Below are 18,526 nucleotides of genomic sequence, written 5' to 3'. Positions count from 1 at the left end.
GTTTCAGGTGTGAACCAGTCCCCCCCCGAGCCGCTCAAGCGGACGCCGTTACATGCCGCGCACCTGCGCGCCGGGGCCCGCATGGTGCCCTTCGGCGGGTGGGACATGCCCGTGCAGTACGCAGGCGTGAAAGCCGAACACGACGCCGTGCGCACGAAGGCCGGTGTGTTCGACGTGTCGCACATGGGCGAATTCCGCGTGCAGGGCAGCGGCGCACTGGCGTTCTTGCAGAACGTCACGACCAACGACGTGAGCAAACTCAAACCCGGCCGCGCGCAGTACAACTGGCTGCCGGGCGTCTCCGGTGGGCTGGTGGACGACATTTACATCTACATGGTGGCCGACGGCGAGTACCTGACGGTCGTGAACGCCAGCAACGTCGCCAAGGACTGGGCGCACCTGCAAGGCCACGCCGGGGGCTTCGACGTGACCCTGACCGACGAGAGCGGCCGCTGGGGCCTGCTGGCCGCGCAGGGCCCGCAGACCGAGGCGCTGCTGCAACCCCACACCGACACCGACCTGAGTACCAGAAAGAAGAACGCCTTCTTCCCCGCCCGGCTGTTCGGGTTCGACGTGTGGCTGGCCCGCACCGGGTACACCGGCGAGGACGGGTTCGAGGTGTTCACGGACGCCAGCGAGGCCGAAACCATCTGGGACAAACTCCTGGCCGTGGGCTTCACGCCCGCCGGACTGGGCGCGCGCGACACCCTGCGCCTGGAGGCGGGCTTCCCGCTGTACGGGCATGAATTCAGCGACACCATCCACCCCCTGAGCAGCACCTACAGCTGGGTCGTGAAGGATAAGGACCACGTCGGCCGCGATCACATCCGCACTCCCCCCACCCAGACCCTGATTGGCCTGAAGCTCGAGCGCGTGCCGGTCCGTGAGGGCTACCCCGTCAAGGTCGGCGGCGTGGTCGTCGGGCACGTCACGAGCGGCAGCAGCAGCCCCACCTTCGGGCACCCCATCGCCATGGCCCTCGTTGACGCCGCGCACGCCACCCGCGAATCGTTCGAGGTCGAGGTACGCGGCAAGGACCACCCCGCCACGCGCGTGCAACTGCCGTTTTACAAACGGTGACGGTCAGGCGTCGAGAGTAGAAAGAACCGGTCTGTCCCCCACCCACCACCCATCTCCAGAGGAGCACCCCATGACCACCCCCACCGAACTGAAGTACGCCGCCTCGCACGAATGGCTCGCCGCTGACGGGACCGTCGGCATCACCGATTTCGCGCAGGACCAGCTGGGCGACGTGGTGTACGTCGAACTGCCCGAGGTGGGCCGCGTCGTGACGGCCGGCGAGACCGTCGCCGTCGTCGAGAGCGTCAAGACCGCCTCTGACATCTACGCACCCGCCAGCGGCACCATCGTGGCCGTGAACGACGAACTGACCGGCACGCCCGAACTCGTGAACAGCGGCCCCTACGAGGGCGGCTGGCTGTTCAAACTCGACGTGACCGGCGAGGGCGACCTGATGGACGCCGCCGAGTACGAAGCCGCCAACAACTGAGCCCCCGGCAAGCAACGGGAGGCCGCGCGTCCCCGTGGCGCCCCATCCCCAGCCCTGGGCACTGAAGGCCCGGCCTTGCTTACACCGCCTGACTCCTTCCCCCTGACCGGCCCTGCGCGGCGGGAGGTCGGGAAGGGGCCGAGACGGACAGCCGTCTGCTGTTCCTACTCGCATCCGCTCGGATTGATTCGGAAGTACGCCGAATCAATCGGAATCCATATCACCCCCAGGAGTACCCATGACCCGTTCCCTGACCGACCTGCTTCAGACCGCTGATTTCACCGACCGTCACATCGGGCCGACCGAGGCCGAGCAGGCCGCCATGCTCGCGGAACTGGGCGTGAGCAGCCTGGATGAACTGAGTGACACGACCCTGCCAGGCAGCATTCAGTTCCGGGGCGAGTTGCAGGTGGGCGGCCCGGTCACGGAGGCGCAGGCGCTGGCCGACCTGAAGGCCGTGGCGGCGAAAAACAGGGTGTTCCGGTCGTACATCGGGATGGGGTACAGCGGCACGCACACGCCGGGCGTGATTCTGCGGAACATGCTGGAGAATCCCGGCTGGTACACGGCGTACACGCCGTATCAGGCCGAGATTTCGCAGGGTCGCCTGGAGATGCTGCTGAACTTCCAGCAGGCGATCATGGACCTGACCGCCATGCCCGTGTGCAACGCCAGCCTGCTGGACGAGGCCACGGCCGCCGCCGAGGCCATGACCCTGGCCAGGCGGGCGGGCAAGAGCAAGGGCAGCACGCTGTACGTGGCGCAGGACGTTCACCCGCAGACCCTGGGCGTGATCCGCACCCGCGCGGAGTACTTCGGGTTCCAGATCGTCACCGGGCCTGCCGACGGTGAGCTGCCCGAGGACACGTTTGCGGCGCTGGTGCAGACGCCCGGCACGTACGGCGACTTGCACGACCTCTCCCCCATCGCGGAGCGCGTGCATGCCAGCGGCGGGCTGCTGATCGCCGCGACGGACCTGCTTGCCAGCGCGCTGGTCAAGCCCGCCGGCGAGATGGGCGCGGACATCGTGATCGGCAGCGCGCAGCGCCTGGGCGTGCCGATGGGCTTCGGCGGGCCGCACGCGGCGTTCCTGGCGTGCCGCAGCGACTTTCAGCGCTCCATGCCCGGCCGCGTGATCGGCGTCAGCCGCGACGTGAAGGGCCGCCCCGCGCTGCGCATGGCGATGCAGACGCGCGAGCAGCACATCCGCCGCGAGAAGGCCACCAGCAACATCTGCACCGCGCAGGCGCTCCTGGCGAACATGGCCGCCGCGTACGCCGTGTACCACGGCCCCGAAGGCATCCGCACAATTGCCGAGCGCACGCACCGCCTGACGGGCATCCTGGCCGCCGCGCTGGCTGACGCGGGCCTGAACGTCAACCGCAGCTTCTTCGATACCCTCACTTTCAATGGGGACAGCGCGGCCATCCGCGCCCGCGCCGAAGGCAGGGGGATCAACCTCCGGTACGAGGAAGGCCGCGTCAGCGTCAGCCTGGACGAGACAGTCACCGTGGCCGACCTGGGCGACCTGATCGAGGTCATCACGGGCAGGGCCGCCGACGTGCTGGCCCTGGACGCGCAGGCCGTGCACGGCATCCCCGGGGCACTCAAGCGCACGTCCGACTTCCTGACGCACCCGGTGTTCAACACGCATCACAGCGAGCACGGCATGCTGCGCTACCTGAAGTCCCTGGAGAACAAGGATTACAGCCTGACGCACGGCATGATCCCGCTGGGCAGCTGCACCATGAAACTGAACGCCACCACCGAAATGATTCCCGTGACGTGGCCCGAGTTCGGCAACCTGCATCCCTTCGCGCCCGCCAACCAGACCCAGGGTTACGCCGAGATGCTGACCGAACTGGAAGCGTGGCTGGCCGACATTACCGGCTACGACGCCGTGAGCCTCCAGCCGAACAGCGGCGCGCAGGGCGAGTACGCGGGCCTGCTGGTCATCCGCAAGTACCACGAGAGCCGCGGCGAGGCGCACCGCAACATCTGCCTGATTCCCGCCAGCGCACACGGCACGAACCCCGCCAGCGCCGCTATGATGGGCATGCAGGTCGTCGTGGTGAAAACCGACACGGACGGCAACATCGACATGGACGACCTGAAAGCCCAGGCCGAGAAGCACAGCGAGAACCTGGGCGCGCTGATGATCACGTACCCCAGCACGCACGGCGTGTACGAGGAACGCGTGACCGAAGCGTGCGAACTGATCCACGCGCACGGCGGTCAGGTGTACCTGGACGGCGCGAACATGAACGCCCAGGTCGGCCTGACCAAACCCGGCCTGATCGGCAGCGACGTATCCCACCTGAACCTGCACAAGACCTTCGCCATTCCCCACGGCGGCGGCGGCCCCGGCATGGGCCCCATCGGCGTCAAGGCGCACCTGGCCCCGTTCCTCCCCAACCACGCCGTGCGCCCCACCAGCCACAGCAAAACGGGCGCCGTCAGCGCCGCCCCGTACGGTAGCGCCAGCATCCTCCCCATCAGCTACCTGTACATCCGCCTGCTCGGCGCGCGCGGCCTGAAGAAAGCCACGCAGGTCGCCCTGCTGAACGCCAACTACATCGCATGGCACCTGAAAGGCGCGTACCCCGTCCTGTACACCGGCAAGGGCGGCCGCGTGGCCCACGAGTGCATCATTGACCTGCGCCCCCTCAAGCAGATCAGCGGCATCACCGAGGAAGATGTCGCCAAGCGCCTGATGGACTACGGCTTCCACGCCCCCACCATGAGCTTCCCCGTCCCCGGCACGCTGATGATCGAACCGACCGAGAGCGAACCCAAAGCGGAACTCGACCGGTTCATTCAGGCCATGCTCGGCATCCGCCGCGAGATTCAGGACGTGCAGGACGAACTGATCACCGCCGCCGACAGCCCGCTGAAGCACGCGCCCCACACCCAGGCCGACCTGATCGACATGGACTGGAACCGCGCCTACAGCCGCGAAACCGCCGCCTACCCCACCGCCACGCAGAAACAGTGGAAGTACTGGCCCAGCGTGAATAGAGTGGACAACGTCTATGGCGACCGAAACTTCGTGTGCAGTTGCCCGCCCGTTGAGGACTGGGTGGAAGCGTGAACGGGTCAAACTAAGTACCTTGAAGCTCACATTGCGCCATGCCGGGAACGCACCGGAACCTCTCCATTCCCGCTCCAACGTACTTTCTTCTGCTCCGCGCTTCGCGCGGTTTATCTACAAGATAAACGCAGTGTACTTAACCCGCTTTCTGGCTGGGATAGCTCAGTCCACGCCCCAGCGCCCGCGTTGGCCTCTGGCTCTTGAACGGGGCGGGAGGGGCTGATCTTCACCATTCTCCGAGAGCCGTCGTGCGCGAAGCGCGCGGGCCTTCCAGCGGGCGCGGCAGGATGGCGTCGAGGCCGGACACGTCAGCGGCCATTGCACGTGCGCCGCAGCAGTAGAAACTCTTGCCGAGCGCAGCGACTGCTCCCCCTGCCCCTCTGGGGTAGGGGGCTGGGGGGTGGGGCAGCCCGCAACCCAGCCGGAACAGCCGCCCGCTGATCTCAAGTGACGTTTACGCCAGCCCGAGGCGTTCGCGCAGGCTGGGCAGGCGGGTGGTGTCGTCCACGAGCCGCTGGTCGCGCGTGTCGTCATCGGTCTCCTCGACCACCCAGGCGCGGTTCAGGCGCGGCCGGGTAGCGGCGGGCTGTGGTTGTCGCTGGGCTGGGCCTGCGTGATGGTGTGGGCCGCGTGGTGCCGGGCGTGTGGGTTCGGGCCGCCTTTCAGGCTCCGAATGTGGCTGTTCAGAGAACTGGGCGGGCGTTCAGCTGGGCGGGTGCGTGTGGCACGGCCCGCACCGGACCCTTCGTGTTTTTAATCGTGCCAGACGCATGTTTTGGGGTGTAGCAGTGTGGGTGGGGGGTGGAGTACACTGCGGGTCTACCGGGCCGCCTGCGCAGTTGTGTGGGCGGCCTGCGCGGGGGGGGTGAGGGTGCATGGGAACGAAAGAAGAGGTTCGTTCACGCTTGAACATTGCGGAGGTGGTGGGTGAGTACGTGCGCCTGTCCCCTGCCGGGAAGGGCCGCCTGAAGGGGTTGTGTCCGTTTCATAAGGAGAAGTCTCCGTCGTTTCAGGTGGATACGGATCAGGGGTACTTCTACTGTTTCGGGTGTAAGGCGGGCGGGGATGTGTTCAGTTTCGTGCAGCGCACGGAGAACCTGAGTTTCGGGGATTCGCTGCGTAAACTCGCGGAGCGGGCGGGGGTGCAGGTCGAGGCGAAGTACGGGGAGCGCAGTAACCGCGATCTGTACGACGTGAATGCGTTTGCGCTGGCGTACTTTCGGGAGCACCTGCTGGGCGCGGCGGGTGAGGGGGCGCTGGCGTACCTGCGGCGGCGTGGCCTGACGGACGCGACCATCGAGGCGTTCGAGATCGGCTTTGCGCCTGAGGGCTGGGATGGCCTGCTGAAGCACGCGCGGGTGAAGGGCCTAACGGAGCGGCAACTGCTGGAGGCGGGCCTGCTGATCGAGAACCCGGAGTCGGGGCGGGTGTACGACCGGTTTCGTGGGCGGGTGATGTTCCCCATCCGTGATCACCTGGGGCGACTGGTGGGTTTTGGTGGGCGCGTCCTGGATGACAGTAAACCGAAGTACCTGAACACCCCGGAGACGGAGGCGTTCCGGAAGGGTGAACTGCTGTACGGGCTGGACAAGGCCCGCGCGGGCCTGGGCAGCGGCGCGGAACTGACGGTGGTGGAAGGGTACATGGACGTGATCACCATGCATCAGCACGGCTTTACGGGGGCGGTGGCGAGCCTGGGCACGGCCCTGACCGCCGAGCACGCCACGCTGCTTGAGCGGCTGGGCGCGCAGAGCCTGGTGCTGCTGTTCGACCGTGACGAGGCGGGCCTGAAGGCCACGCTGTCCGGGCTGGATCAGGTGCTGGGCGCCAAGTTCCGCGTGCGGGCCACCAGTGTCCCCAGTGGCAAGGACCCAGCCGACACGCTGCTGGCCGGAGGGGACGAGCTGTTACGGCAGGCCATCGGCGGCGGCCTTGACGAGGTGCATTACCGCGTGCAGGCCGCCGTCGAGAAGTACGGGGTGGGCACCAGTGAAGGCAAGCGCCGCATCCTGATGGAACTCCTGCCGCGCATGCAGAACCTCGATCCGCTCGACGATATTGCCGAGGGGGTACGCGCCGCCGCGTGCGAGACGCTGGGCATTAAACCCGAGGCGCTGCTGGAATGGATTGCCAGTAAGGCCAAACGCCGCGTGCTGACCGACACGCACCTAGCGGGCATGAGTCAGCACCGGGGCGAGGAGGACCGCGAGATGGCGCTGCTGCGGCAACTGCTGGTGGATCCCAGCCTCCGCGCGAAACTGGACGGCACCACGCCCTGGCGCAACGAGATGGTGCGTAAGGTCATGCTGGCCCTCCAGGGTTCCCCCACGCCCGAAGGCGTCCTGGATATCTTCCGGGGGCAACCCGAGGAGCAACTCCTGATCCGGCTGATGTTCGAGGGCCGCGACGCTGGCAGCATCAGCCGCGAGAACAGCCAGCAGTACGAGCAGAAAGTCGGCGCGTACGCCGCGACGGCCGTCGATGACATTCAGGTCAGCATGAGCATCGACGCCCTGCGGGCCGAGGTCACCAACCTCAAGACCCAGCTGGCGGCCGCGCCACCCCCCCAGCAACTCGACATGCTCCGCCAGATCCAGGACCTTCAGCGAGCCATCGAAGCCGAGAAACGCAGCCGCCGCAGCGCCTAGCGCGAGAAGTGGGGGCCGCTTCTAAGGGCTTCTGCGCTCTCCTCCAACCTTGAGGGATGATGGACGTGACGGTCACGGCGACCCGGCCCGTCGTGCGCGCAGCGCGCGGGGCGACCGCAGCGTTACTGAAGGATGGCGTGTAAGCCGTGGCCGTCCCCGCCCAATACCCACCCAGCAAGCCAGAGAAATACCTGCCCAGTGCCAACGAAAGCCCCCCCGTCCCCCCTGGGGATGGGGGCTGGGGGGCGGGGAAGCCCGCCGCAGGCGCCCACCCAGAACCCGGCCCTCCCCTACCGCCGGGCTTCTTGCAGCATCTCGGACATGCGCGAAAGGCAGCGGCTGTACTTCTTGGCGTACGCGCCGTGCCGGTACGTGTCGCTGAACAGTTCCGTGAGGCTGGTGCCGGTGAAGGTGGCGTTCAGGCCAAGGTCGTAGAGTTTGTCGATGAAATGAACGAAGCGCAGGGCAACGTTCTGGTCGGGGGTGGGGGTCAGGTCGGTGATGGCGACGGCTTGCACGCCTTGCAGCAGGCGGCTAAAGCGGCTGGGGTGCACGTTGAGCAGGTGCCGGCTGAGGTCGCGGTAGCTGATGAGGGCGAGCGTGTCGGGGTTCTGGCGGGCTTCCCAGGTGCTGTACTCGTCGTGGGCCATGGTGTCTTCGGGGCGCACGCCGCGCTGGCGGTAGTCGGGGCCGTCGATGCGCCACGTGTCGAAGCGGTCGGCGATGCCCTGGATCTGGCGTTGGAAGTCGCTGGCGTTGAAGCGGCCCTGGCCGAGTGCGCCGGGTTCGGTGTTGCTGGTGGCGATGACGCTGGTACCGCCGGGCATGAGCTGGCCGAGGAAGGTGTTGGCCATGTGGGTGTTGCCGGGGTCGTCGAGTTCGAATTCGTCGATGAGCAGCAGGTCGTGGGCGCGGAAGGCGTCGGTGGCGCGGGTCATGCCGAGCGCGCCGATGATGTACATGAGGTCCTGGAAGCTCATGAGCGCGCGCGTGCCGTTGGCGGCGTAGCAGGCGCTGGCAAGGAGGTGGGTTTTGCCGACGCCGAAGCCGCCGTCGAGGTACAGGCCGCGTCCTTCGGGTTTGGCGCGCCGGAACAGGCGGAAGCCGCCGGGGCGGACCTGCGCGCCGCTCAGGAAGGCCTGGATGGCGGTGCGGGCCTGCGCCTGACTGGGGTAGTCGGGGTTGGGCGCGTACGTGTCCAGGCGCACGTGCTGGTAGCGGTGACTGGGCGTGAGGTCGTGGGTGAGTGCTTCGGGTTGCACGGTGGGATTGCGGGCGGTGAGGTCGATCATGGGCGGGACTTCACTTGTGGCGGCCTTACTTGCGGCAACTTCACTTGTGGCGGCTTCACTTGTGCACGTCGAGTTCGACTTTGAAGTTACCGCGCCGGGTTTCGTTCACGACGCGTTTGAAGTCGATGCGGCCGAGGCCGTCGGCGCTGAGGCTGTCGCCCTCGCGGATTTCGCTGCTGGCGCGCGCCGGGGCGCCGTTCAGGCGGACCTTGCCGCTGTCGATGCCCTGCTGGAAGTACGCGCGGCTGACGCCAAAGCCCTTGGCGCCGACCACATCGACGCGCATGCTGGGCACGACGACTTCGCGGACACGGCTGCTCTTGCCCGCGCTCTCGCCGATGGCGGTGACGGTGACGTGGCGGCCGCTGAGTTCCGTGAGGGTTTCGATGGTCTGGGCGGCCTTCCCGGTCGCGGCGATCAGGAAGCCGCTGCGGTCCTCGCGCAGGTCCCCGAGCTGGTCTTCGTCGAGGCCAAGGCGGCGCAGGTGCACGCTGAAGTCCTGCACGTCCCAGTGGGGGGCGGCGTCCTCGGGGGTGACGTGGTAGACATGCACGCCGCTGTCCACTTCGGGAATGTGGGCGGGGTGCAGGGTCAGGATGACGCGGCGGGCGTCGGGGAACCCCCCGGCGATGCGGTGGTTGAGGTCGTCGCCGCTCAGGAGGCGGCGGTCGATGTCGTCACTGTCGAGGAAGGGGGTGCGGATGACCCGGCCTCCGCGTGCCTGGGCGACCAGGGTGGAGAGCTTGTGCTTCATGGGGTGCAGAATAGTGCGCCGGACGGTGTGCACGCCGTGACGGGGGGTGCAGGGCCATGACGGGGGGTTGGCCGGGGCCGGGCCGAGCGGGCGGCATGAACGTCACCGCTCTACCGGGCGCGGCGGGCGGGGCACGCAGAGGCGTGGGGGGGGGCCAGGGCGCGTGTGGGAGGGACCGCCGGAACTTGCATGGAGGCTGTAAGAGTCGCTGTGGCAAGATACGTTGTACGGAATCCGCCTCTATCGTTGGCCACCCGGAACAAGCACACCCCTGAAAAACACCGGGTTGCCAATTCCACGTCCGGAACCCGCTTCGCTCCTGATCGCCCTGCGGCGCCGCTCTCCGGATCTGCTCGGGATGAACGGTATTGCCAGCCTTTCAAGCAGAGACCGCATGAATACTGTGTGCCATGAGTACTGCGTGCCGCTGTTCTTTCCGTTTCTTTCATGCGTTCATGGCCCTGGCGGCCGGGGGCGCGAGGTACTTCAGAAGTGAATCCACTTGCTGCTTTTTCTGCCGTTCACGCGACCCTGAGCGACCTGCTGCGCGTGCATGCGCCGCAGGCGACCCTGCTGGCTTCCCTGGGTGACGAGGTGGTGTGTGTGCGGGCCAACGCGGCGACCGTGTCGGTCGGGCCGGACCTGGTGCCGCCCGACGAGTGGTTTGACCGTGGCGAGATGACGTGGCTCACGCGGGACGGTTCGCTGCTGGGCCTGCTCTGGACCGAGTCGGGCGTGATTCCCGAGGCGGCGGTGCAGGTGCTGACCATGCTGCTGGCCGCCGCGCGGGTGGACATCACCAACCGCGAGACGGAGGTGCTGGTCACGCAACTGCCGGTCGCGACGGCGTGGCTGACGTCCGAGCTGGCGTTCCGGAAGGTCAGTCGGCCGTTCCTGGAACTGTTCGGTCTGCCCGAGGCGCAGGTGGTGGGTCACGGGGTGCGGGAGGTCTTCGCGGGCCGCCCAGCGTTCCTGGAAGTGCTGTCGCAGGCGGGTGCGGGCCGGTCGGTGCGCCTGCCGGACGAGCAGGTGCGCCGCGCGGGCGGTCTGGTGTGGGTGCGCGGCGAGGCCCGCCCGTACTACGGGGGGTCCGTGGCGGGCGTCATCCTGACCCTGCAGGACGTGACGGGCGAGTACGAGCGGGCCTCGCGGGTGTCGGCGCTGCTGGAGACCGACACGCCGGCGGCGCTGCTCTCAGAGTCGGGGGCGGTGTTGCAGGCCAGTCACGGGCTGCTGGAACTCCTTCCGGCCACGTCGCCGGTGGTGACGGGCGCGCCGCTGTGGGCGTGGCCGTGCTTCGCGCACGTGCCGTCCGACACGGTGCGGGACCTGGTGCGGCTGGCCGCGACGGGCGGCGCGGCCCGGGCGGACGTGGAATTGCAGGGGGGCGGCACCCTGACCCTCAGCGTGCGCCGCACGACCGAGGAGGGCCTGCTGGTCGCCGAGGGCTCGGCAGGCAACCGGGACGGGCGCGCGCCGCTGGGCGTGATGACGCAGGTGCTGGCCCTCTCGGAGGACGCCACGATCCTCGTCGATCACCTGGGCCGCGCGCAGCTGGTCAGTGAGCGGGCGTCGGCGCTGCTGGGCGTGGAGGCCGCGCGGCTGGTGGGGATGGGCGTGTCGCGGGTGCTGGGTGACCTGGGCGTGCGGATGTTCACGCCTGAGGGCGACCCGCTGGTCGTGCCGGAATGGAAGGACCTGAGCCTGCCCTTTCGCCGGGAGGTGCTGCTGGCGCTGCCGGACGGCACGGTCCGGCAGATGGAACTGCGCGCCACGGGCGTAGGTGGCGAGGCGGGCGGGGCGCGCGGCAGCGTGCTCCTGACCCTGCGGGACCTGACGGCGCTGCGCCGCGCTCAGGCGAAGATCCGGCACGACGCGCGGCACGACGCCCTGACCGGCCTGCTGAACCGCACGGGGCTGCGCGAGGCACTGAACACCGCTGCCGAGTCGGGCACGGTCGTGTGCCTGGACATCGACGGGTTCGGGGCGCTGAACGCCGCGCTGGGCCGCACGGCCTGCGACCGCCTGCTGATTCAGTCGGCGGCGCGCCTGAACGACATGGCGAACGAGCAGCGCGGACTGGCCGCGCGGCTGGCCGACGATTCCTTCGCGGTGACGCTGCCCGGCGTGGACGCAGCGGGCGCGGTCGGGCGGGTACGGGCCACGCTGCAGCAGGCGCCGCTGCGGGTGGGTCAGCGTGACGTGTCGGTCGGCGTGGCGCTGGGTGTGGCCGCACTCAAGGCGGGCGTGACCGGTGACGCGGCCCTCGGGGACGCCGAGGTCGCCATGCAGCACGCCAAACGCCAGGGCCGCGATCAGGTCAGCGTGTTCAGCCCGGACCTGCGCGAGCAGGTGGCCCGCGCCTTCGAACTGGAAGAGGCGCTGCGCGGCGCGGTCGAGGGCGAGCAGTTCACGCTGCTGTACCAGCCGGCCATCTCACTGCGCGGGGGCCGCCCCGTGAGTGCCGAGGCGCTGCTACGCTGGAACCACCCGACGCTGGGCATGCTGAGCCCCAGCCGGTTCCTGGACCTGGCGAGCCGCAGCGACCTGATCACCAGTATCAGTGAGTGGGTGGTGCAGCAGGCCGTGCTGGGCCGCTCGGCGGTGCGCGCGGCCCTGCCGGAACGCTTCGGGGACTGGACGGTCAGCGTGAACCTGGGTCTGGAGGAACTGCGCCGCAGCAGCGGCCTGCGCCGACTGCTGCCGCTGCTGTCAGCCGAGGGCGCACCCGACATCGAGGTGGCCGCCGGGAGCCTGCTCGATCACAGTCAGGAGACGCTGGGCCTGCTGGAGCAACTGCGGTCCCTGGGCGCGCGCCTGAGCGTGGACGACTTCGGGGACGGCGCGAGCAGCCTCGCCTCGCTGACGCGCTTCCCGCTGAGTGCCGTGAAACTGCACCCCACCCTGACGGCCCGCCTGCCCGGCGACGACAAGTCCCTGACGCTGGTGCAGGGCACGATTGATCTGGCGCACCGCCTGGGCCTGAACGTGGTGGCCGTGGGTGTGGAGACCACCGATCAGCTGGACGTGCTGCGCGACCTGGGCTGCGACGCCGCGCAGGGCTACGCGATCACGCCGCCGCTGGGCATCACGGAACTGCTGGACTGGCTCCGCCACCACTGATCCGCACTCGCACAGCTGCGCCGCCCAGCGAGCAGGAGAGAAGCGAGCCGTCGGGCGTGGAATCGGCTCCCCAGGGCTGTCCTGGGGTATGACCGAAACAGACGCCCGTTGGTAGAAGGTCTCATACGGACTCCGCTAAATTCCGCCACAGTCGGAAAAGCACCGCCTGCGGCTCCATACCGCGGAGTCCGTCTATTGTTCCTGCTCGCGTCCGCTCGGATTGATTCAGAACTGCACCGAATCAATCGGAATTCGTATCACACCGCGTGTCTTCAGCCCGGTTCCGGCCGTGTCTTTCCATGCTGGGTCTCGATGGGGCCGTTCTGCTGCGGGGCACTCAGGGCTCGTTCCATTCGGAGGGTGGGGTGCAGATGACATCGGTCTCGTAGTTCCTCAGGAGGCCGGGCTGGTTCTTGTACGTGTCGGTTTTCGGTTTGAGAAAGTTGATGGCAAGGCCGAAACGCATGTTCGGTTGGTCTCTCAGACTGAGACCGATGTGGTACTGGCCGTCATCTTCTGCCCAGGGGACGCCCCGGGTGTACGGCTCAATGATGGGAGTCAGGAAAAGGCACCGGATTGCCGACTTCATGCCCGGCAGTCCGCCCTGCTCCCGCCCGGGTTGAGCGGTGTACCCGCTTAGCTGGGGTGGGTGCCAGACGGACTGCGGCTCCATTCCACCACAGGCGGAAAAGCACCGCCTGCGGCTCCATACCGCGAAACCCGTCTGCTATTCCGACTCGCGTCCGCTCGGATTGATTCAGAACTGCGGCGAATCAATCGGAATCCGTATTACACGCCCTGCACGTCGAAGGTCAGGCCGAGTTCTTTCAGGGTGTCGTCGTTGGGGTCGCGGCCCGTGACGACGGCGTACGCGGCGCGTTCCGGGGTCAGCCAGGTGTCCATGACGCGGCGCAGGTCGTCCAGCGTGACGGCCAGCAGGCGGGCCTTGAAGGCGTCTTGCACCTCGGGCGTGAATCCGGCCTGATCGCTGTAAAAGCGCATGCGGCCGGCCGTGTCGGGGCTGGTCAGGGGGTCGAGGACCTTGCTGGCGCCCAGGATCGCCTCGGTCAGTTCGCGCTGCCCCAGGGGGGTGTCGAGGAACGCGCGGGCGTCGCGGAACACGCGGTAGGTGCGCGCGATGTTCGGGTCGCGGTAACTGCTCATGGCGAACACGCCCTCGCGGGTGTCGAAGCTGGCCGCGCCGCCGTACGCGCCGCCCTTCTCGCGGATTTCCTTGAGCAGGTAGTTGCTGCGCAGCAGGCGCGACAGGACCAGCAGGGCTGGGCTGTCCGGGTGGGTGTACGGTACGGTCTGGAACGCCACGGCATTGAACGCGACCGGTGAGTCGGTCGTGCGGGCCTGCGGCGTACGGGGGGCCGTGGTAGGGGTGGGGTGGCCGACCGGCGCGCCGACCGTGAACAGGTCGGTCAGGCTACTCAGGTCCAGGTTCAGGTCCTGTTCCGTGGCGGTCAGGGCCAGGACGGGCGTGCCGGTCAGGATCAGGTCGCGGATGCGCCCGAAGCGGGCGATCAGGTCGTCGAGACCGCTGACGGCGCCGGTGTCCCCCGCGCCCGCCCGGGCTGGGTGGGGCTGGGCTGCGTCGGGCTGGGCTGCGCCCGCCTGGTCTGGGTGGGGCTGGCCTTCCACGATGCCCTTGAGGGTGTTCAGGGCACTCAGGCCGCCGAAGCGTTCGCTCAGCACCCCGGCGGGACTGACCTGCGCCCCGGCCAGCCGTTCGGCGTAGGCGTTGCCGCTCTGCACCACGCTGGCTTTCAGGCCCGCGAGTCGCTGGCGCAGCAGTTGTTCCAGGCGGTCACGGGTGAATTCCGGCGCGGCCAGCAGGTCACGGATCACCCCGGCGAGCGCAGGGGCGTTGCGGGCCAGGGCCTTGCCACTGAAGCTGAGGCTCAGGCGCAGGTCGTTCAGGTCGTCGGGGCGCACGCCGGCGCTGACGCTAGCGCTCACGCCGCCCGTGACGGCCTCCATGCGGCGCGCGAGTTCCGCGTAGTCCTGCCCGGCCGCGCCGCCGCGCGTGACGGCAAAGGCGTACAGCGGCAGGGCGTCCAGCAGGTCGTCCGGCACGTCCGGGAGGCGCACCTGCACGTCCAGGTAGGTCAGGCCGCCGGTCGGTTGGGGAATGCGGGCGATCAGGGCGCGGCCCGAGTCCTCGGTGCGGTAAGGCACGCGCGGCACGCTGGGCGGCACGTCCGACAGGCTCAGGGTGGGCAGGGTGTCCAGCGGATGCTCCTGCGCCTGCAGTTCTTTTAGGCGCAGGCTCTCGGCCACGACGCGCGCGCGGTCCTCGTCGGTGAAATCGGCGCTCAGGCGGTCGATCAGGGCCTGCTCGTCGGCCTCGGTGCGCGCGGCGAGTTCCGGGTTCGGCGCGAGTTCCAGCGTCACGCGGTGCGGGTTGTTCAGAAGCTGCCGCTCGATCATGGGTTCAAAGACGCGCCCGGCACTCAGGTCGGCGCGCAGGCGGTCCAGTTGGGCGTTCAGGCGCAGGCCGGTGAGGGGGTCGCCGCCGTACAGCCACGGGCCCAGCATGCGGAACATCACCTGCAGCGCGAACGGGTACCCGGCGTTGCTGACTTCCTTCTGCCCGATCTCGAACTGGTGCAGGCTGCTCTCGATCAGTTCCGGGGGGATACCGTCGTGCACGGTGGCGCGCAGGGTGTCCAGCACCAGTGTCTCGACGGCCCGCACCTGCCCCGCCCCGAGGCCCTTGAGGCCCACCGCGAACGCGCCCTCACGGAACGAGTCGCGGTAACCGCTGAGATCAGCGAGGCCCGCGCCGAGCCCGGACTCGATCAGCGGGCGGGTCAGGGGCGCGGCGGCGTTGCCCAGCAGCACGTCGCTCAGGACGCTCCAGCGCAGGTTGGCGTCGGCGTCGCTGCTCAGGCCCAGTTTCCACAGCACGCTGACCTGCGAGCCGCGTTCCGTGTCGGTGCCGGGGTACTCGGCCCGCTCCCGGCGCGGCGCGGTGAACGGCGTCTGGTCGGGAATGCTGACGTCCAGCACCTGCCGCTCGAACCTCGCCATGACGTGAGATTCGATGTCGTCCAGGATGCGCTGAAGCGGGAGTTTCCCGTACGTGTACAAGAACGCGTTGCTGGGGTGGTAGTGCGCCGCGTGGAAGGCCCGCAGGTTCTCGTAGGTCAGTTCCGGGATGTTCTCGGGCGCGCCGCCGGAGTTGTTCGCGTACGTCAGGTCCGGGTACAGCGCCTTCCCGAAGGCCCGCCACATGACAGAGCCGGGGTTGGCCATGCCGCCCTTCATCTCGTTGTACACCACGCCCTGCAACTTCAGCGGGGTCGTGGGGTCGTCGGGCGTCTGGAACTCGAAGCGGTGCCCGTCCTGCCGGAAGGACTCGTAGCGCATGAGCGGGAAGAACGTGGCGTCCAGGTACACCGACAGCAGGTTAAAGAAATCCTGCTCGTTGCGGGTGCTGAACGGGTACGTGGTCCAGTCGTTGCTGGTCATGGCGTTCATGAAGGTGTTTAGGCTACGCGGCAGCATCGCGAAGAAGGGGTCCGGCACCGGGTAGCGCTGGCTGCCCATCAGAACAATGTGCTCCAGGATGTGCGCCACGCCCGTACTGTCCTTCGGGACGGTCGGGAAGGTCACGGCGAACGCGGCGTTGTCGTCGTCGCGGATCACGTGAGCGTGCCGGGCGCCCAGCTCGTGCGACAGCAGGACCAGCGTGCCCTGCATTTCCGGCAGGGGCTCGACCCGCTCGACGGTGTAGCGGCCCAGGCGCTCGCCCACGCGGGGCGCGGCGGGCAGCGCAGGAGATACCAGCGCAGTAGTTGGCAGTGAAGTCATGCCCCCGAGTCTAATCCCACCCCCCGGCGCAGAACGCTGGGATACGCGACGATTCCCGCCGCCCCTGCCCAGGCCCAGGCCCAGGCCCAGGGCAGGGGCCGGGGCAGGGACAGGTGTCATGGGAATCTCACCGCCGGGGCGGGCGGCGGCGGGTACACTGCCGTATGGCACTTCACCGCGTGGCCGCCCGACTGATGCTGGCTGGCCTGTTGACCGTTCCGCTGGCGTCGTGCGGGCAGGAGATCACGGGTTCGTCCGCCAGCAGCGCGAGCGACATCCTGTACTTCGCCGCCAGTCCGTCCGGGATGCCGCCCCTGTACGTGAACGAGGCGTACTCCGCTCCTGTCACCGTGGCGGGCGGCGCGGGGCCATACACGGCGCAGGTGGCGGGCGGGGCGCTCCCGCCGGGCCTGAGCCTGAACGGCCTGACCCTGAGCGGCACGCCCACCCGGACGGGTGCGTTCGCGTTCACGGTGAAGGTCACGGACTCGAAACTGAGTACCGCCAGCAAGGAGTTCCGCGTGACCGTGCAGGACCTGCCGCCCCTGAGCCTCGCGCCCACCTTGCCCGGCGGCGAGATTCGCGGCAACACCCGCATTCCCGTGACGATCACCGCGCCCCGCACCGTGCGCGCCGCGCGGCTCCTGTGGGACCTCCCGGCGGGCGTGAGCGTCAGTGGAGCGCAGCCCGGCGAGTCCGGCGGCGTGGTGTTCTGGCGGCAGGACGGGCAGCGCGTGACGGTGGACATGGGCTTTAAGAACGTGCCCCGCAACGGCGCGCGCGTGGCCCTGCTGAGCCTGAAGGTCACCAAGCCCGTCACGCTGGCGGCGACCAACCTGGGCTTCGAGGCGCGCGACGGGCAGGGCAAACTGCTGAGCGAGAAACTGATGCCCGAGGAGCAGAAGGCCCGCGACGAGGCCGCCGCCAGGGCCAGCGCGGAGAAAGCAGCGGCAGACAAAGCGGCGGCGGACAAGGCGGCGGCAGACAAGGCGGCAGCAGACAAGGCGGCAGCAGACAAGGAGAAGGCCGCGCCCGCCGTGACGCCCGCCGTCACCGCCCCCGCTTCAGGGACGCCAGCGCCAGTGACACCAGTGCCGGTGACACCCGGGCCGGTCACGCCTGCGCCGGGGGGGACTCCGTGAGGCGCTCCTGCGTGCGGCGCGGCGCGGTCCTGCTGGGAGCGCTGCTGGCGGTCCTGCCGGGTTCGCTGCTCATGGCGCAGGCCACGACCGCTCCCCCGCTGACGCTGGCGCAGCAGGCGCGCAAGGCGCAGGTGATCGTGCGCGCCACGCTGGGGCAGCCATCCGACGTGCAGGAGGGCGGCGTGACGTACGTGGCAGTCCCGCTGACCGTCACGGAAACCCTGGCGGGCGACCCGGCCAGCCTGCCGCAGCGGGAGGGCGCTCCGGCGCTGTTCTTCCTGAAAGGCGCGGCGGACCTGCCGGCCCTGCGCGCCGGGATGGACGTGATCGCGCTGCTGTACACCGACCGCCTGGACAGTCCGCTCGTGGGCTTTTATCAGGGCCTGTACCCGGTCGTGAACGGGGCCATCGTGAACGGGACCAGCGTGAACGGAGCTAGCGTGCCCGCGTCCGGCGCGGCGGCGCCCACTGCGGCCCCGCCCGCTGTCGCCGCGCCTGGCACGCCCGGCGTGACTCCAGAGGCGGCGATCACGGACCCGGCGAAGCTGCGCGCCGCGATTCTGGCCGCGCGGGAGGCCCGCCCGTGAGCCGCCCCCGCCGCCGTGCGCTGCTGGTCGCGGCCCTCGCTGCGTTCCTGGCTGCCCCGGCCGACGCGGCCAGCGTGAAACTCCGCCCGCAGGGCGAGGCACTCACGAGGGCCGTGCAGGCGGCGCTAGCTGTCATCAGCACGCCGGAACTGCCGGTCACGCTGGACACCAGCGGCGGCCCGCTCCTGACGGTGGGCGGCAGCGGGGCCAGCGCCGCGCCGTTCAACCCGGATGTCGCCGCGCGCGTGTTCGTCAGCGGGACGGACCGCCGCATCGAGTTCAACCCGCGCGGCCCGCTCTCCCTTCAGGAGGCCGTGCAGGCCGAACTGGCCCGCGAGCTGGGCCTAGGTGCCTGGACGCCCGCCGCCGCCCGCACCGGCCTGAGCGGCGCGGACCTGAACGGCGACGGGCAGATCGACCTGAGCGACCTGGCCATCCTGATGAACCACTACGGCAAAAGCGGCACGACCGGCGACCTGAACCAGGACCGCCGCGTGGACGACGCGGACCTGCGCCTGTTCAGCCAGCAGTACGGCAAACGCTAGGCGCAGGCCAGT

General features: G+C 69.0%; 12 protein-coding genes. 8 read left to right on the top strand and 4 right to left on the bottom strand.

What is annotated here, in order from left to right:
* Positions 1 to 9 precede the first annotated feature (9 nt).
* The 4 genes from gcvT to dnaG all read left to right on the top strand — a co-directional run bounded on the left by gcvT (position 10) and on the right by dnaG (position 7,249).
* Complete coding sequence (gene gcvT, locus QZ271_RS01420; RefSeq protein WP_291428275.1) at positions 10 to 1,080, top strand: glycine cleavage system aminomethyltransferase GcvT; 1,071 nt, start codon at positions 10 to 12, stop codon at positions 1,078 to 1,080.
* A 70-nt stretch (positions 1,081 to 1,150) separates the two neighbouring features.
* Entirely contained in the window at positions 1,151 to 1,510 is a 360-nt protein-coding gene (gene gcvH / locus QZ271_RS01415) for a glycine cleavage system protein GcvH (protein WP_291428273.1), read from the top strand.
* Between the two features lie 238 nt (positions 1,511 to 1,748).
* Positions 1,749 to 4,601: an aminomethyl-transferring glycine dehydrogenase gene (gene gcvP, locus QZ271_RS01410; RefSeq protein WP_291428271.1), complete on the top strand. Its 2,853-nt coding sequence runs from the start codon at positions 1,749 to 1,751 to the stop codon at positions 4,599 to 4,601.
* 875 nt (positions 4,602 to 5,476) lie between these two features.
* Positions 5,477 to 7,249, top strand: coding sequence for a DNA primase (dnaG, locus tag QZ271_RS01405; protein ID WP_291428269.1), 1,773 nt, complete (start codon positions 5,477 to 5,479; stop codon positions 7,247 to 7,249).
* Positions 7,250 to 7,539: 290 nt separating this feature from the next.
* Here dnaG and zapE read toward each other — a convergent pair whose 3' ends face one another.
* Positions 7,540 to 8,541 (bottom strand): cell division protein ZapE, encoded by a 1,002-nt coding sequence (gene zapE / locus QZ271_RS01400; protein WP_291428267.1) that lies wholly within the window; start codon positions 8,539 to 8,541, stop codon positions 7,540 to 7,542.
* 55 nt (positions 8,542 to 8,596) lie between these two features.
* Complete coding sequence (locus QZ271_RS01395; protein ID WP_291428264.1) at positions 8,597 to 9,295, bottom strand: S4 domain-containing protein; 699 nt, start codon at positions 9,293 to 9,295, stop codon at positions 8,597 to 8,599.
* A gap of 492 nt (positions 9,296 to 9,787) precedes the next feature.
* Here QZ271_RS01395 and QZ271_RS01390 point away from each other — a divergent pair, with 492 nt between their 5' ends.
* Complete coding sequence (locus tag QZ271_RS01390) at positions 9,788 to 12,418, top strand: EAL domain-containing protein (protein ID WP_291428262.1); 2,631 nt, start codon at positions 9,788 to 9,790, stop codon at positions 12,416 to 12,418.
* A 337-nt stretch (positions 12,419 to 12,755) separates the two neighbouring features.
* Here QZ271_RS01390 and QZ271_RS01385 read toward each other — a convergent pair whose 3' ends face one another.
* Positions 12,756 to 12,884, bottom strand: coding sequence for a hypothetical protein (locus QZ271_RS01385; RefSeq protein WP_291428260.1), 129 nt, complete (start codon positions 12,882 to 12,884; stop codon positions 12,756 to 12,758).
* 323 nt (positions 12,885 to 13,207) lie between these two features.
* Positions 13,208 to 16,240: an insulinase family protein gene (locus QZ271_RS01380; RefSeq protein ID WP_291428258.1), complete on the bottom strand. Its 3,033-nt coding sequence runs from the start codon at positions 16,238 to 16,240 to the stop codon at positions 13,208 to 13,210.
* A gap of 164 nt (positions 16,241 to 16,404) precedes the next feature.
* Between QZ271_RS01380 and QZ271_RS01375 the strand changes: the two genes are divergently transcribed.
* Genes QZ271_RS01375 through QZ271_RS01365 form a run of 3 tightly spaced genes read left to right on the top strand, consistent with a single transcriptional unit; the run spans position 16,405 to position 18,514 of the window.
* The gene (locus tag QZ271_RS01375) at positions 16,405 to 17,382 is read left to right on the top strand and encodes an Ig domain-containing protein (protein WP_291428257.1); all 978 of its coding nucleotides are present in this window, start codon (positions 16,405 to 16,407) and stop codon (positions 17,380 to 17,382) included.
* Complete coding sequence (locus tag QZ271_RS01370; protein WP_291428256.1) at positions 17,379 to 17,969, top strand: hypothetical protein; 591 nt, start codon at positions 17,379 to 17,381, stop codon at positions 17,967 to 17,969. Before QZ271_RS01375 ends, QZ271_RS01370 begins: the two co-directional genes overlap by 4 nt.
* The gene (locus QZ271_RS01365; RefSeq protein WP_291428254.1) at positions 17,966 to 18,514 is read left to right on the top strand and encodes a dockerin type I domain-containing protein; all 549 of its coding nucleotides are present in this window, start codon (positions 17,966 to 17,968) and stop codon (positions 18,512 to 18,514) included. The genes QZ271_RS01370 and QZ271_RS01365 overlap by 4 nt, the downstream gene beginning before the upstream one ends.
* Positions 18,515 to 18,526: the final 12 nt, after the last annotated feature.

It is taken from the genome of Deinococcus sp. (genome assembly GCF_018260555.1).
Taxonomy (GTDB): Bacteria; Deinococcota; Deinococci; order Deinococcales; family Deinococcaceae; genus Deinococcus.
Note: the sequence above shows the minus strand (reverse complement) of the source record. Positions and strands in the feature narration are given on the sequence as shown.